13 protein-coding genes are annotated in these 14,914 nt (G+C 63.9%); 5 read left to right on the top strand and 8 right to left on the bottom strand.

Features of this window, described 5'->3' with window-relative positions:
* Positions 1-13 precede the first annotated feature (13 nt).
* Together L981_RS22685 and L981_RS22680 are read right to left on the bottom strand one after the other, a co-directional pair.
* Complete coding sequence (locus L981_RS22685; RefSeq protein WP_043621530.1) at positions 14-3,124, bottom strand: efflux RND transporter permease subunit; 3,111 nt, start codon at positions 3,122-3,124, stop codon at positions 14-16.
* Positions 3,125-3,183: 59 nt separating this feature from the next.
* Positions 3,184-4,365: an efflux RND transporter periplasmic adaptor subunit gene (locus L981_RS22680; RefSeq protein ID WP_043621460.1), complete on the bottom strand. Its 1,182-nt coding sequence runs from the start codon at positions 4,363-4,365 to the stop codon at positions 3,184-3,186.
* 303 nt (positions 4,366-4,668) lie between these two features.
* Here L981_RS22680 and L981_RS22675 point away from each other — a divergent pair, with 303 nt between their 5' ends.
* On the top strand, positions 4,669-5,490 hold the full coding sequence (locus L981_RS22675; RefSeq protein WP_043621458.1) for a cyclase family protein: 822 nt from the start codon (positions 4,669-4,671) through the stop codon (positions 5,488-5,490).
* Positions 5,491-5,687: 197 nt separating this feature from the next.
* On the opposite strand, the gene L981_RS22670 is transcribed toward L981_RS22675, so the two are convergent.
* Positions 5,688-6,002 (bottom strand): EthD family reductase, encoded by a 315-nt coding sequence (locus L981_RS22670; RefSeq protein WP_043621455.1) that lies wholly within the window; start codon positions 6,000-6,002, stop codon positions 5,688-5,690.
* A 372-nt stretch (positions 6,003-6,374) separates the two neighbouring features.
* Between L981_RS22670 and L981_RS22665 the strand changes: the two genes are divergently transcribed.
* Entirely contained in the window at positions 6,375-6,782 is a 408-nt protein-coding gene (locus tag L981_RS22665) for a carboxymuconolactone decarboxylase family protein (RefSeq protein ID WP_043621451.1), read from the top strand.
* A gap of 186 nt (positions 6,783-6,968) precedes the next feature.
* Positions 6,969-9,434, top strand: a complete 2,466-nt coding sequence (locus L981_RS22660) for an ATP-dependent helicase (RefSeq protein WP_043621448.1) — start codon at positions 6,969-6,971, stop codon at positions 9,432-9,434.
* A gap of 179 nt (positions 9,435-9,613) precedes the next feature.
* Here the strand turns inward: L981_RS22660 and L981_RS22655 are convergent, their stop codons facing one another.
* The 3 genes from L981_RS22655 to L981_RS22645 form a co-directional block, all read right to left on the bottom strand.
* Positions 9,614-10,075 carry a GNAT family N-acetyltransferase gene (locus tag L981_RS22655; RefSeq protein WP_043621445.1) on the bottom strand — a complete coding sequence of 154 codons (462 nt, stop codon included), beginning with the start codon at positions 10,073-10,075 and terminating at the stop codon, positions 9,614-9,616.
* 48 nt (positions 10,076-10,123) lie between these two features.
* Entirely contained in the window at positions 10,124-10,759 is a 636-nt protein-coding gene (locus L981_RS22650; RefSeq protein ID WP_043621442.1) for a cysteine hydrolase family protein, read from the bottom strand.
* A gap of 170 nt (positions 10,760-10,929) precedes the next feature.
* Complete coding sequence (locus tag L981_RS22645; protein WP_043621439.1) at positions 10,930-11,601, bottom strand: phosphoribosyltransferase; 672 nt, start codon at positions 11,599-11,601, stop codon at positions 10,930-10,932.
* 329 nt (positions 11,602-11,930) lie between these two features.
* On the opposite strand from L981_RS22645, the gene L981_RS22640 reads away from it, so the two are divergent.
* Complete coding sequence (locus L981_RS22640; RefSeq protein ID WP_043621436.1) at positions 11,931-13,175, top strand: diguanylate cyclase; 1,245 nt, start codon at positions 11,931-11,933, stop codon at positions 13,173-13,175.
* Between the two features lie 151 nt (positions 13,176-13,326).
* The gene (locus L981_RS22635) at positions 13,327-13,821 is read left to right on the top strand and encodes a CreA family protein (protein WP_043621433.1); all 495 of its coding nucleotides are present in this window, start codon (positions 13,327-13,329) and stop codon (positions 13,819-13,821) included.
* A 241-nt stretch (positions 13,822-14,062) separates the two neighbouring features.
* Here the strand turns inward: L981_RS22635 and L981_RS22630 are convergent, their stop codons facing one another.
* A complete protein-coding gene (locus L981_RS22630) occupies positions 14,063-14,365 on the bottom strand; it encodes a hypothetical protein (protein ID WP_043621430.1) in 303 nt (100 codons plus the stop codon).
* A 258-nt stretch (positions 14,366-14,623) separates the two neighbouring features.
* Positions 14,624-14,914: chemotaxis protein CheW (locus L981_RS22625; RefSeq protein ID WP_043621427.1), on the bottom strand; the 291-nt coding region annotated here is incomplete at its 5' end.

Raw genomic sequence — 14,914 nt, 5'->3', positions numbered from 1 at the left:
ACGGCCGTTTCGGTTAGCGCACTTCCATGGCCGCCGCTGCGTCCATCTCCTCGTGCAGCTTGCGCTCCTCGTCCGCATGCGGCTTGGTGAAGCGCGCGATCACCAGATAGGCGACCGGCGTCAGGTAGAGCGTGACGATCACCGCCAGGCCAAGGCCGCCGACGAGCACCCAGCCGAGCGCGATGCGCGCTTCGGCGCCCGCACCGCTTGCCAGCACCAGCGGCACCGCGCCGACGATGGTGGCGATCATCGTCATCATCACAGGCCGGAGACGGATATTGGCGGCATTCTCGATCGCCGAACGCACGTCCTCGCCGCGGTCGCGCAGCTGGTTGGCGAATTCGACGATCAGGATGCCGTTCTTCGCCATGATGCCGACGAGCATCACGAGGCCGATCTGGCTGTAGATGTTGAGCGTGTTGCCGGTCATGATCATCGCAAAAACCGCACAGGCAAGCCCCAGCGGCACCGTCGACATGATGATGAGGCCGCTGACGAAGCTCTCGAACTGAGCCGCGAGCACCAGGAAGATGATGACGAGCGCGAAGCCGAAGGTGACGAACAGGCCGTTGGCGTTTTCGTTGAGCGTTGCGGCTTCGGCAAGCGGCATGATGCGCGAGCCCGGCGGCAGCAGCGGCTCTGCCATCTGCTCGACCATGGTCAAGGCTTCACCGAGCGCGAGGTCGGACTTGAGGCCCGCCGAAAGCGACACGGCGCGAAGCTGCGATTCCCGCGACAGCTGCGGCGCCACCGCCATCTCCTCGACGCTGGCGATCGTTGACATCGGCACGATCTTGCCGTCGCCGGCCTTGAGGAAAATGTTCTGCAGGTCGGTCGGGTCGTTGACCGGGTTGGTCGAGGACAGAAGCTTCACCGGATAGGATTCGCCGTCGACATAGACATCGACGACGCTGTTGCCGTCGAGCATAGCCTGCAGCGCCCAGGCGAGGCCGCCGATATCGACGCCCATGTCGGACGCACGCTCGCGGTCGATGGTGATCGAAAGCTGCGCCTGGTTGGCTTCATAGTTGAGGCGGACGTTTTCGAAGCGCCCGGTGTCTTCCATCTGGCGCACCAGCTTTGCCGCCGCATCACCGAGCTTGTTGTAGTCGTTGCCGACCAGCGCCACCTGCAGGCCGCTGCCGGCGCCGCGAATGCCGAGACTGTTCGGCTGCATGGCAAAGACGCGAACCGAGGGGATCCGCCCGGTCACCTTGTTGATATCAGCGACAATATCCTGTTGCGTTCGGTCACGCTTGTCCCAGGGAGCGAGCGTCAGCACCATGAAGCCGCTGTTGACCGAACCACCCTGCCCGGAGATGGAAAAGATGTTGTCGATCTCGCCGGATTTGACCAGCGGCTGCAGGCCGTCCTCGATGCGGCGCATCTGGGCCTGGGCATATTCGAGCGAAACACCCTGCGGCGCGTTGATGCGCATCATGATCTGCGAGCGGTCTTCGGTCGGCGTCAGCTCCGATTTCAGAGTCAGGAAGCCGACGGCGCCCATGGCGGTGAAAAAGCCCGCGATGACGAAGACGATCAGCGGTGCGTTGAGGCAAGCGCGCAGCGTCACCCGGTAGAAGCCGGCTGCCCGCGCGCCGAACCGCGCCATCGGCCCGGGCACCGTGTGGGTATCCTTCGTCAGCATGCGCGAGGCGAGCATCGGGCAGAGCGTCAGCGACACGAAGGAGGAGAGCAGGATCGCGAAGGCAAGCACGAAGCCGAACTCTCGGAAGAGGCCTCCGGTCTGGCCCGGAAGGAACGACAGCGGCACGAAGACGGCGGCAAGCGTCGCGGTCGTTGCCAGCACCGCGAAGAACACTTCGAGCGTGCCGTGCACGGCGGCGGCCCGTGGGCCCAAGCCCTCGGCGCGCCGTCGCACGATGTTTTCAAGCACCACGATCGCGTCGTCGACCACGAGACCCGTCGCCAGCACGATCGCCAGCAGCGTCAGGATGTTGATCGAAAAGCCCGCCATGTAGATCGCCGCCACCGTGCCGATCAGCGCGATCGGCATGGAGATCGTCGGGATCAGCGTTGCCCGCCAGTCGAGCAGGAACATGTAGATGACGAGCGTCACGATAAAGACCGCGACGATCAGCGCGATCTCCACCTCATGGATGGCGCCGTTGATGAAGACGGCATCGTCGCTGGTGATCCTGAGTTGCGTGCCCTCGGGCAGGATCTGCGTCTGGATCGTCTCGACGACCTTGCGCACGCCCTCGGAAATATCGACCGTGTTGGACTGCGCCTGGCGCACGATGCCAAGGCCGATGCCCTGCCGACCGTTGGAGCGCAGCGCCGTCGTGCCGGTGTCGGGACCGAGCGTCACGGTGGCGACGTCGCGCAGGCGCACATTGTTGACGAGGATCAGGTTTTCGAACTGCTCGGGCGTCTGCAGGTCGGCCGTGGCGCGCACGGAAATATCCTGGCTGGCGCTGGTCAGCTTTCCGGCCGGAACGTCATAGGAGGCATTGGCCAGCGCTGTCCTGAGGTTTGCGACCGTCACCCCGCGCCCGGCGAGCTTCGCCTGGTCGAGGTCGATGCGGAAGATCTTCTCCTGGTCGCCATAGACTGCGACGTCGGCCACACCCTCGACGGCAGCGAGCCGGTCGCTGATCTCGTTTTCGACGAGCAGCGTCATGTCTTCCATCGACATGGTGTCGGAGGTGAGAGCCAGGCGCATGATCGGCTGGCTGTCGGCGTCGGCCTTGACGATGCTCGGCTCGTCGACATTGTCGGGCAGTTGGTTGCGCACCCGGCCGAGCGCGTCGCGGATGTCGTTGGAAGCCTGGCCGATATCGGTCGTGTCGGAAAACTGCAGCGTCACCCGGCTGCGACCGAAGGACGAGGTCGAGGAAATGTCGCGGATGCCCTGCACGCGCGACACGGCACCCTCGACCACCGAGGTGACCTCGCGGTCCATCGTTTCGGGCGCTGCACCATCGAGCGTCGTCGTTACCGAGATCACCGGCTGGTCGACCTGCGGCAGTTCGCGGATTTCGATGCCGTTCCAGGCCGCAAGCCCGGCAACGACGATCAGCGTGTTGACCACCAGCGCGAAGATCGGGCGGCGGATGAAGAGTGCGGTAAAGCCGGTCTTGCCACGCTCGCGGGCTGACATCTTGTCGCCACCGCCCCCGTGACCACCACCATGGCCGCTCGACTGACTGTCGCCGCCGCTCACTTGGTTTCCTCCGCAACCTTCTGCGGTTCCTGCTTACTCTCGCGGCCGGCAATGCGCACGGCGCCGCCGTCGCGCAGGCGCTGCACGCCTTCGGTGACGACCTCGTCGCCTTCCTTAAGCGCTGCGTCCACCAGCACCTTGTCCGGGTTGCGCTGAATGATCTTGACCGGCACCTTCTCGCTCTTGTCGCCCGAGACGCGCCAGATATAGGAGCCTTCCGAGCTCCACTGGATCGCCAGCGGATCGACCGTCGGATAGGTGTCGCCGTCGAAGGCGACCGTGACCGAGAAGGACATGCCTGCCCTAAGCTTATCGTCGGGGTTTTCAAGCCGTGCGCGCACGCGCAACGTCCGGCTCGCCTGGTCGAGGCGGTTGTCGATCGCATGGATCGCACCGTCGAGCTGGTTGCCGGGCTGGGCGATGGCGAAGGCCGTGACCGGCTGGTCGACGCTGATCTTGTTGGCGAAGCGCTCCGGCACCCAGAAATCGACGAGGATTTCCGAGCGGTCGTCAACGACGGCAATCGGCGTCGTGGTCGTGACATAGTCGCCGACATTGACGGTGATGATGCCGACGACGCCCTTCGACGGCGCCACGATATCGCGGCGCTTGAGGTCGAGCTCGGCGGTCTTCAGCGCCAGTTCGGCGGTCTGCATGGCGATCTCGGCGTCGCGCACATCCACCGCCGACACCGCCCGCGCCGTGCTGAGGTTGCGGTAGCGCTCGACCTTTTCGCGGGCGCTGTCGCGTGTCAGCCGCGCCTGGTCGGCGGCGATCTTCTGGTCGTCGCTGTCGAGCCTGGCGATCACCTGGCCTTGCGCCACCTTTTCGCCGGAGCGCACGAGAATTTCGGTGAGGTTGCCGGTCGCCGTCGGCGTCACGGTGACGGAATGGATCGCTTCACCGTTGCCGATCGCGTTCAGCCGGTCGTTGACAACAGACGTACCCGAAGGCCTAACCATAACGAGGATGGCATTGTTGCCGCCCTGCCCGCGTCCATTGCCGCGTTCGCCGCCCGCGCCGCCTTCAGCACCTGGCTTGGACAAGGCATCGATCAGCGGGTGCGAAACACCGATCGCCGCCAGCGTTTCACCGGCGCCGGGCACAAACCGCACCCAGACGCCTGCGCCCACGAGAAGCACAGCGGCGCTCACCGCAAGCTGTTTCCAAACCCGCATTCAAGTCTCCGAATTAAGCAAAAAACACGCCCCAGCGCGGCGCGGCCGGCGGTTCGTTCCGATTGCCCGGAGTATCCCTGTTCGCACGTGTCGGGGCAATGACAGAATACCATCATTACGCAATTGTAATAAAAGCGAATTTGTTGGCGGGATGATGACGCACCGACGCATCATAGCTTTGTCCAGGAATTCACTAGACAATTACCATTTACAGCCGCCGACACTGCGCTATCCTGCAACCGCCGGCAGCGTCTTTCGGCCGGCTTTGCGCCTGTCTTCAGGCCTCTTGGGGGAGAGAAGTCGATGTGCGATGCCTGTGTCATGCAAACGGTGAAAGAGCGCATGCTCTCGCGCCGCAGCTTCTTCAAAGCAGCCGCGGTCGGGACCGCGGGCCTTGCCGCCGCAAGCGTGGGCGCGGCACCGCCGGCGTTGGCGCAGGGGCATTCAAGCGTCACCGACCTGACCCATGAATTGCACGAGGATTTCCCGACCTTCTTCGGCCAGCAGCAGTTCTTCCGCGAGGAGAAATTCAACTACGCCAAAGACAAGTTCAACATGTTCGAGCTGCGAGTGAACGAGCACACCGGCACCCATGTCGATGCGCCGCTGCACTTCTCGGCCGACGGTCTCTCCGTCGCCGAACTGCCCGTCGACAAGCTGGTGGTGCCGCTCGTGATCGTCGATATCAGAAAGAAAGCTGAGGCCGATGCCGATGCGCAGGTGACGCCCGACGATCTCAAGGCCTGGGTCTCAGCCAATGGCGAAATCCCTGAAAACGCCTGCGTCGCCATGCTGTCAGGCTGGAGCGCGCATATGGGCACGGACAAGTTCCGCAATGCCGATGGCGCCGGCAAGCTGCACTTCCCCGGCTTTCACGTCGAGGCCGCCAAATATCTGATCGAAGAGAGCAAGGCGGCCGGCATTGCCGTCGATACGCTCTCGCTCGACCACGGCCCCTCGCCCGATTTCGCCACGCATTATGCCTGGCTGCCGGAGGGACGCTGGGGGCTGGAGGCCGCCGCCAATCTCGACAAGCTGCCGGTCAAGGGCGCAACCCTCATCCTCGGCGCGCCGAAGCATCGCGGCGGCACCGGCGGCCCGGCCCGCGTCTTTGCGCTGGTCTAGGTCACGGACCTAAAGAGCACAACCAGGGTTTGGCTGAGGCGAGCTTAAAGGGAGCAAGGTGGTTTCCGTGTCCACGGCAACCACATGTTCCCGATCGTCGACCAACTCCGCACCGGCTGCGTCACCATGGATCACGGTGCGCCAACAGGACGCCGATCGCGGAAGGTCAACGGCGACGCCTGACGCGCGGAAGCACCCTAGCCGCCAACGACTTCACTGATCTGCACGATGGGCGCGATGTCCGTATAGTTGGCGACATCAGCGGAGATTTCGGCGCGGTGCGGACCTAACGCCTCCTGGAATGTCTCGAGGCTCGGCGCGTAGACGTGGCACGCCGCGACGAACTGTGGCGCGCTTCCAGGCTCGCGCCCCGCAAGGCCCTTGTCGATCTCGTAGCGCAGGCAGGCATCGCCGAGCCGGTCCTGGAGCAAGGGCATGTGCGTGGTGCGGTAGTAGTCGTGGTCGAACTTCGTGCCACCATCGGCCGGATAGTAGACGCTCATCTTGATCATGGTCGGGCTCCTGCCTGAACGCCGCTTCGAGCGTCCGAAGCTACTTCTAGGTCACCGACCTATAGAGCACAACCAGCTTTTGGCTGGAACACGTTTGACGAGAGAAAGGTTGTTTTCGGGCTTTTGCGGCCGCCGGGTCTTCATCGTCACGCAAAACGGCAACGCCTGTCAGGGCTCGAGCAAGGGCGTGCTGTTTACATCGGGCCCCTTCGGCTCGAACAATCAACCCTGCAACGAAATCCCCAATTGAACGCATCGGCCACGGCTCCTCAAACGCAACGCTGGCAATCGCTGCAACGTCGGCTATCGTCGTCGCATCAAGCCACCGGCCAGCCCGCGTGCCGCCACCAACGACAACAGCGAAGGAGCCCCATGAGCACCGTAACCCCGCCCTCAAATCCGGAAGCCGATCCGCGCGTCAAGGCCGTGTTCGACGACATCCGCGCCACCCGCAAGTCCGATTTCATCAACAATATGTGGCTGTGGCTCGCCTTCGATCCGGAGTTGCTGGAGCAGACCTGGCGCGACGTGAAGGCGGTGATGGCAACGCCGTCTGCGCTCGATCCGCTGGTCAAGGAGATGCTCTACATCGCCGTTTCCGTCACCAATGGCTGCGGTTACTGCGCCCATTCCCATACGGCTGCGGCAAAAGCCAAGGGCATGAGCGATGCCGAGCACGCCGATCTCCTGCGCGTGATCTCGCTTGCCGCCCGCACCAACCAGCTTGCGACCGCGCTGCAGGTGCCTGTCGATCCCGCTTTCGACAAGACGGCTGGGTGAAGCATGTCGCGCAAAAGTGTGAAGCGGTTTTGCGGCGACGACATGCGAGAAACGAAACAGGCCCAAGAATAAGCGGTCTCGAAATCGCCTGTCTTTCCACAGGCTTGGTGCGGCTGGCGCAGAAAACGGAATAAAAGAAGAACATCCTTTCTGGCCTTTCCCCACCGAATCACTACATTGAGCCGCATGATGAGTGGTTTCGACGACATTCCCTTCTTCGACGAGGAGCCGGCGCCGCGCAAGCAGCAGCCCGCCCCCGCAGGTGTTCCGGCAACTGGCGGCATTGCTGCGCGCGCCATGGCGGCGCGTGATCGTGCTCAGCCGCGCCCGGATTATCTCCAAGGCCTCAACCCGGAACAGGCCGAAGCCGTCGAGACGCTGGACGGACCCGTGCTGGTGCTCGCAGGTGCCGGCACCGGCAAGACCCGGGTCTTGACCACGCGCATCGCCCATATCCTGACGACCGGCCGCGCCTTCCCCTCGCAGATGCTCGCGGTGACCTTCACCAACAAGGCGGCGCGCGAGATGAAGGAGCGCATCGGCGTGCTCGTCGGCCATGCGGTCGAAGGCATGCCCTGGCTCGGCACCTTCCACTCGATCGGCGTCAAGCTTCTGCGCCGCCACGCCGAACTCGTGGGCCTGCGCTCCGATTTCACCATTCTCGACACCGACGACGTGGTGCGGTTGATCAAGCAGTTGATCCAGGCCGAAGGCATCGACGACAAGCGCTGGCCAGCCAAGCAGTTCGCCGGCCTGATCGACGGCTGGAAGAACAAGGGCCTCGACCCCGCCCAGATCCCCGAGGGCGACGCGCGCGCCTTTGCCAACGGCAAGGGCCGCGAACTCTACGCCGCCTACCAGAACCGGCTCTTGACGCTGAACGCCTGCGACTTCGGCGACCTCTTGCTGCACCCGATCCGCATCTTCCGCATGCACGCGGACGTGCTGAAGGACTATCACGACAAGTTCCGCTACATCCTCGTCGACGAGTACCAGGACACCAACACGGCCCAGTACATGTGGCTGCGCTTGCTTGCCCAGCGGCCGAAGGGCGTCCCGCAGAACGTCTGCTGTGTCGGCGACGACGACCAGTCGATCTATGGCTGGCGCGGCGCGGAAGTCGACAACATCCTGCGCTTCGAGAAGGATTTCCCGGGCGCCAAGGTGATCAAGCTCGAGCGCAACTATCGCTCGACCGAACATATCCTGGGTGCTGCCGGCCACCTGATCGCCCACAATGAAGGCCGCCTCGGCAAGACGCTTTTCACCGACCGAACCGACCCGGATGACGAGAAGGTGCAGGTGCACGCCGCCTGGGATTCGGAAGAGGAAGCCCGCGCCGTCGGCGAAGAAATCGAGCAGCTGCAGCGCAAGAGCCACAAGCTTAACGACATGGCGATCCTGGTGCGCGCTTCGTTCCAGATGCGCGAATTCGAAGACCGCTTCGTCACGCTTGGCCTCAACTACCGCGTCATCGGCGGGCCTCGTTTCTATGAGCGTCTCGAAATCCGCGATGCCATGGCCTATTTCCGCCTGGTCTGCCAACCGGCCGACGACTTGGCCTTCGAGCGCATCATCAACACGCCGAAGCGTGGCCTTGGCGACACCACCGTGCGCACGCTGCACGACTATGCCCGCGCCCGCGACATTCCGATGCTGGCGGCCGCTTCCGAGATTATCGAGACCGACGAGTTGAAGCCGAAGGCGCGGAAAGCCCTGTTCGACGTCGTCACCGACTTCCGCCGCTGGCAGAGCCTGCTCGAGACCACCGTGCATACCGAGCTTGCCGAGCAGATCCTCGACGAGAGCGGCTATACGGCCATGTGGCAGAACGACAAGACGGCGGAAGCACCGGGCCGGCTCGAAAACCTGAAGGAACTGATCCGCTCGATGGAAGCGTTTGAGTCGCTGCGCGGCTTCCTCGAACACGTCGCTCTGGTCATGGATGCCGAGCAGAACGAGAACCTCGACGCCGTCTCGATCATGACGCTGCATTCGGCCAAGGGCCTGGAGTTCGACACCGTGTTCCTGCCCGGCTGGGAGGAAGGCCTGTTTCCGCACCAGCGCGCGCTTGACGAAGGCGGCCGCTCCGGCCTTGAGGAAGAGCGCCGCCTTGCCTATGTCGGCATCACCCGCGCCAAGCACCGTTGCCACATCTGGTTTGTCTCCAACCGCCGCATCCACGGCCTCTGGCAGTCGACCATGCCGTCACGCTTCCTCGAGGAGCTGCCGCTTGCGCATGTGGACGTGGCCGAAAACGAGCAGTCCTATGGCGGCTATGGTCGCGGCGGCTACGGCCAGTCGCGCTTCGACAAGGCCGACCCCTTCCAAAACAACTATTCGACGCCCGGCTGGAAGCGCGCGCAGCAAAACCGCTCCGACGCCACCCGCGACAACTGGGGCACCCGCTCCGGCCACGCGGTCGAGCGCATCGGCTACGGCGAAAGCGGCCCACGCGGCCGCACCATCGACGGGGAGCTGGTGGCGAAATCGACCGCCACGGAACCCTCCCGCTTCTCGGTCGGCGACCGCGTCTTCCACATGAAGTTCGGCAACGGCAACATCGCCGCCATCGAGGGCAACAAGCTCACAATCGACTTCGACCGCGCCGGCCAGAAGCGGGTGCTCGACGGGTTTGTCGAGAAGGCGTGAGTGAGTTTCGCCTGTTAGGACAGGTTGACGAGAAGACGATCTGGAGTGCCGGATTCCGATCCGGCATCTCCCGTACCGTTAAAGTCAATAGATCCCGGCTCCGGTTGATGGGAGCTCTTGCACTTGTGCGAACCCGGGACCGCGCACGTAGGGCGACGTGAGGAACCGCAAGGACAGCTTTAGACCGCCTTCCGGTACACCAGGAACCCCGACTTCTCCGCAACCTTGTCGTAAAGCGTCATCGCCGTCTCATTGGTTTCGTGCGTCATCCAGTAGACGCGCGGCGCGCCAACCGCCCGTGCCGCCTCGTAAACGCCCTCGATCAGCGCCCGCCCGACGCCCTTGCCGCGAGCCTCCGCATTGGTGAAGAGGTCCTGCAGGTAGCAGTTCGGCTGGATCATCGTCGTGCTGCGGTGGAAGAGATAGTGGGTCAACCCGATCAGCCGCCCTTCGCTTTCGGCCACCAGCGCATGAACGGGCTCGTAGGCGTCGAAGAAGCGCGACCAGGTCATCGCAGTGATCGCCGGGTCGAGCGCAGTTTCGCCGGAGCGGCCGTAAAAGGCGTTGTAGCCGTCCCAGAGCGGCAGCCACTGCTCGTAGTCGGTGCGGGCGATCGGGCGGATGTGAAGGTTTTCGGTCATTGCAAGATCCTGAAACGGGATGAAATCGAAGGAATAGCTGAAGCGGTGTTACCGTTTGGTCATTACCGCGGTGATTGTCTGAACGTCGGTCATGATCGCATCGCCCATGAAGGCGATGTTCTCCATCGCGCGTTCGCCGGCATCGTGATGCCCCGCCCCGCACGCGTCGCGAACGACGACCGGCACGAGGCCGAGATCGGTTGCATGGCGCACGGTCGGGTCGATGCCGATTTCCGTGGCGATGCCGCAGATGGCGAAGGAGGTAAGCCCGAGGTCGCGCAGGATCATGGCGAGCGGCGTGCCCTCGAAGGCGGAAAACGTGATCTTGTCGAGGATCGCCTCGTCGTCGCGAGGGGCAAGTTCCGGCACCAGTTCGAAGCCCGGCGTGCCCCGCAGGAACCAGGGATGCACCACATCCGGATCATCGGTGCGCTGCCAGGCCATTGCCTGGCGCAGCTGGAAGGCGCCCATCAGCGGCTTCGGCATCGACAGATGCCTAAGAAAGATCACCGGAAACCCGCCGACCCGCGCAGCGTCCAGCACCTTCAGCACCTTGGACAGCACCGCCGGGCCGTTCTTGACCTGATTGGTAATCCCCACCTGCATGTCGTAGACGATGAGCGCCATTCGCTCGGGCCGGCAGAAATCCTCAAGCGTCTTTCCGATCTCCAGTTTCGCGGCCATGACATCTCCTCCGGGCGCCTCCTCCGGCGCCCCTCTCCCGGCAACATCGCGCGCCGGGAATGTGGCGCGGCAGAAGGAGGCTTGCAAGACGGTTTCGGCGGCCTCGGGCAACTATTCGGATGCTTGGCGAAAGTCGCGGCAACCGGAGCCGGGCTTGCCCGGAACAGGGATCAATCGCGCTCGCTGCGCAGCCGCGCGTTCTCCATCAACGCAATTACCTCCTCGTCCGCCGTCTGCTCGAAATTGCGGTAGTAGAGCCCGACAGCACGGAAGGCGAAGGGTGTGGCGAGACAGACGATACGATCGACCTCGCTGCGCAATTCCGCGAGCTCACTTTTCGGCGCCACCGGAACGGCGAGCATGATGCGTCCCGCCCCCATGCGCCGCAGCGCCTTGATCGCTGCGCGCACGGTGCCGCCGGTGGCGATACCGTCGTCGACGAGGATCACGTCGCGGTCCCGGGGCGACGTCGGCGCACGGTCGCCGAAATAGAGGGTGCGGCGGCGCAGGATCTCGGCGCGCTGGCGCTCGGTTTCTGCCTCCAGATAGCCTTTCGCCGGGCGGACCAGCCGGATCGCCCGGCGGTTGAGCACCAGTTCCGGCTCCTCGCCGTCCACCAGCGCGCCCAGGCCGAATTCTTCATGCCCCGGCGCGCCGATCTTGCGCACGATCAGGATTTCCAGCGGCGCGGCGATATGGACGGCGATTTCATAGGCGACCGGCACGCCGCCGCGCGGCAGCGCCATGACGAGCGGATCGTCAAGGCGCTCGTCTTCGACCGCGCGCGCCAGCTGGCGCCCGGCATCCGCCCTGTCCTCGAAGAGCCACGTTGCCGTGAACATGTCGCCTCTCCCGGCTCGTTCTCCTGTTTCATCATCGGGCCTGAAAACAGGGGCGCAAATGCCCGGCCCGGGCGCAAATTACGCCACCTGAAGAGCATCAACCGGGCCTGTCCGCGCCGCCGCTTGCGCGCGCCTCTTCGCCTGTCGGCGCGCCCTCTCCCGGTTGATCCGGCGCCGCTGTGAACAACCGCGCCAATCCCGGCCAATCGCTAAAATTGCAACGGATTTCGCCGGGTTTCGTTAAGGCGCCATCGCTACCAATTGGCGTCACATATCTGGCTGAGACGCAAGCCGCCTTTGTTGATTTTAGCACGACAGGCCGTTTCGAAATGAGCTTTCTCCCTGCCATATCGATCATCGCTCTTCTGGCGATGCTCCCTGTGCTGATTTCCCTGCGGGCCTCCATGGTCGAGGGAGGCACGGATTTCGCAGCCGCCTGCGCCATTGCAGCCGCGGCAACGCTGTTTCTGATGCTGTCCGAGATCCCGGCGCTACGGCCGCTGTCGCTGATCGGCATCGTCTTTCTCATCGGCGCCTGTCTTTTCGTGCTCTCGGGCTTTCACCGGGCGCTCGGTGTCCTCCGGCCGATGTCGACGCCGCTGGTCGCTGCCGCCTCGATTTCGGCCGTGGCGCTGCTGATTGCCGCCTTCGGCCCGCAGAGCGCGACATTGCACGCGCTGTCGGCCGTCGGCATTGCCGCCGCCTTCGTGCTGATCATCGCCGTCTGCTCGCAGCATCGGCGCGCAGCACCCGGGCCGATCGAGCGCCTCTGCGTCATCGGTTGCGCCGCCATCGGCTGTTCCGCCCTGATCGCGGTCACGATTTTCTCGCCGATTGCGCACGGCACCGCCGAAACCCCGCTGGCGTCGGCCAGCTGGGACTTCGCCTGCGTCGTGCTTCGATATTTCTACCTGCCTGTGCTGTTCCTCGGCGTGATCCTGATGATCCAGAACCGGGTGATCACCGACCTGAAGAGCGCCATTGCCCGCGACGAGCTGACGGGCGCCCTGTCGCGCCGTGCCTTGCTCGACCTCGGACAACGGGCGCTGGCAGTGGGTTTTGCGCGCCAGAGGCCCGTCACCTTCCTGCTACTCGATCTCGATTATTTCAAGCAGATCAACGACCGCTACGGCCACGCGGTCGGCGACACGGCGCTCGGCCATTTCGCCGGCACCGTCGCCGCCTGTCTCGGCGGCCGCGGCACGCTCGGGCGCATTGGCGGCGAAGAATTTGGCATCGTCCTGCCCAACCACTCGGAGGACGCCGCCTTTGCGGTGGCCGAGGAGATCGGCCGCACCGTGCGCGATACGCCGATCGGCCGCTTCGACCGCCCGATCCGGCTGACGGTGAGCATTGGCCTTGCCGAAGCAGAGCCCGGCGATACGATCAGCGACATCATGATCCGCGCCGACATGGCGCTCTACGACGCCAAGGCCGACGGCCGCGACCGCTGCACCATCGCCGGCCGCTTCCAGCCCGAGGCCAGCGCACGGGCGCTTGCCGCGGCAGCCGCGCAGATGCGGGCCGCCGAGACCCGAAACCTCGAGCCGCAGCTTCTTCGCGGCACCGCCTGAGCCGGCGGCGCCTTGTAAAGCGAACTGGCGAACCTATGTGAACCTCGCTGCCCGCGCACGTTTCTTAAGGGGCCTCCCGGTGAAAACACGCGCGAATTCATATTGATACGGCGCCCTTGCGTGAGACGCCAGGCGCTGCAGGAGGACATTCATGTCGCGTTCGCTTCGTGCGCTCTTTTTTGCCGGCCTTGCCATCATCGCCGCCGCTCTGCCTGCCCGCGCCGAAACGGTGGGCGAAGTCGGGGTCGACTGGCTCGGCAACGACATCATGATCGATGCGGTCACCGACCCCAAGATCAAGGGCGTGACCTGCCATGTCACCTATTTCGACCGCAGCGTCATCGACCGGCTGAAGAACGGAAACTGGTTCGAGGATCCGTCCAACAATTCGATCGCCTGCCGGCAGACCGGCCCGATCGAAATCGGCGATATCGATCTTTCCAAGGAAGGCGAAGAAGTGTTTCGCGCTGGCTTGTCGCTCGTCTGGAAGAACCTGCTCGTCACGCGGATCTACGACCGCAAGAACGACACGCTGATCTATCTGGCGCATTCGCGCGAATTGACGGATGGCTCGGCGAAGATGTCGATCACCACCATTCCGCTCTACGGCCAGACGGTCAATTGGCAGAACGGCAAGCCGCAATAGGAGCGGCCCCTGCCGCCGGCATCGGCGCGCAAGGCGATCGGTCAAGGTTGAAAGCGCCTGCCCCTTCGCAGGCGCTTCCGAAACCTCTTCGGTGCGGAACAGGGAGAAGTCTGGGAGCAACCCGTTCCGCTTTCGTGCATGCCTGAAGTGCCGTGCGTTCAAGCGAACGCACAAGGACTTCCCGGCACATTCATTTCAAATCGTCTGTCCGCTTCAAGCGTTTCCACTGGAGCGGGATAGTCTAGTAGGCCGTCGGCGGAACGATGCCCTGGTAGTAATCGCCATCGCCGCCCTGGTACTGGCCATAGGGATTGCGGTCGCGATAGACCGGGGTCGGTGCTGCAGTTCTGTTGATGCTGCCCGTCGACATCGTGTCAACCGAAGCGGTCGGCCGCTTCATCGGCGTCATCGTCTTGTGCGTGTTCATCGTGCCGGGAGGGTTGTTGACGTCGATGCCCGGATAGTAGCTATCGGCCAAAGCCGGTCCGGCGATGACCATCGTAACGGAGAGCACGGCGGCGAGTTTCCTGAGAGAGATTGTCATAGGTTCAACTCCTGTTTGCGAGACAGGCACCCGGCCTCCGTTCGGGCACCAGCAACAATCATAAATTAGTACAAGTATCGTCGCCGGCCGCATGACGTTTTGTCACAATGGCATCCCCCAAGCGTGAAGTTCATTGCCGAAGTTTAACTTGACCGTATCGTTCCAGAACGGGCGAAACCGGGCCGAAATCATGCCGAAACGCAAGAAAGCCCCGGCGCCGATGCGCCGGGGCTTTCTCAAGCGGCAAACAAGCTTGTCTCAGGCGGCCTGGGCCAGCTCGTCGGCGATGACCGTGTCGAGGTTGAGGAAGCAGACCATGGTCTTTTCGAGCGCGACGATGCCGCGGCAGAAGGCGCGCTGCGCTTCCGGGATGATCTCCGGCGCCGGCTGCAAAGCTTCGCTCTTGATCGTCATCATGTCAGAGACCTGCTCGACGAGCAGACCGACAAGCTTGCCGGCGATATCGGTAACGATGATCGCCGAGCGCTCCGACGGCTCGGTCATCTTCATGCCGAGGCGGGCCGCCATGTCGATGACCGGGATCACCGC

Origin of the sequence: Ensifer sp. ZNC0028 (assembly GCF_000799055.1) — a bacterium.
GTDB lineage: Bacteria > Pseudomonadota > Alphaproteobacteria > Rhizobiales > Rhizobiaceae > Ensifer.
The sequence above is the reverse complement of the archived record's forward strand: the minus strand, read 5'-3'. Positions and strand labels throughout refer to the sequence as shown.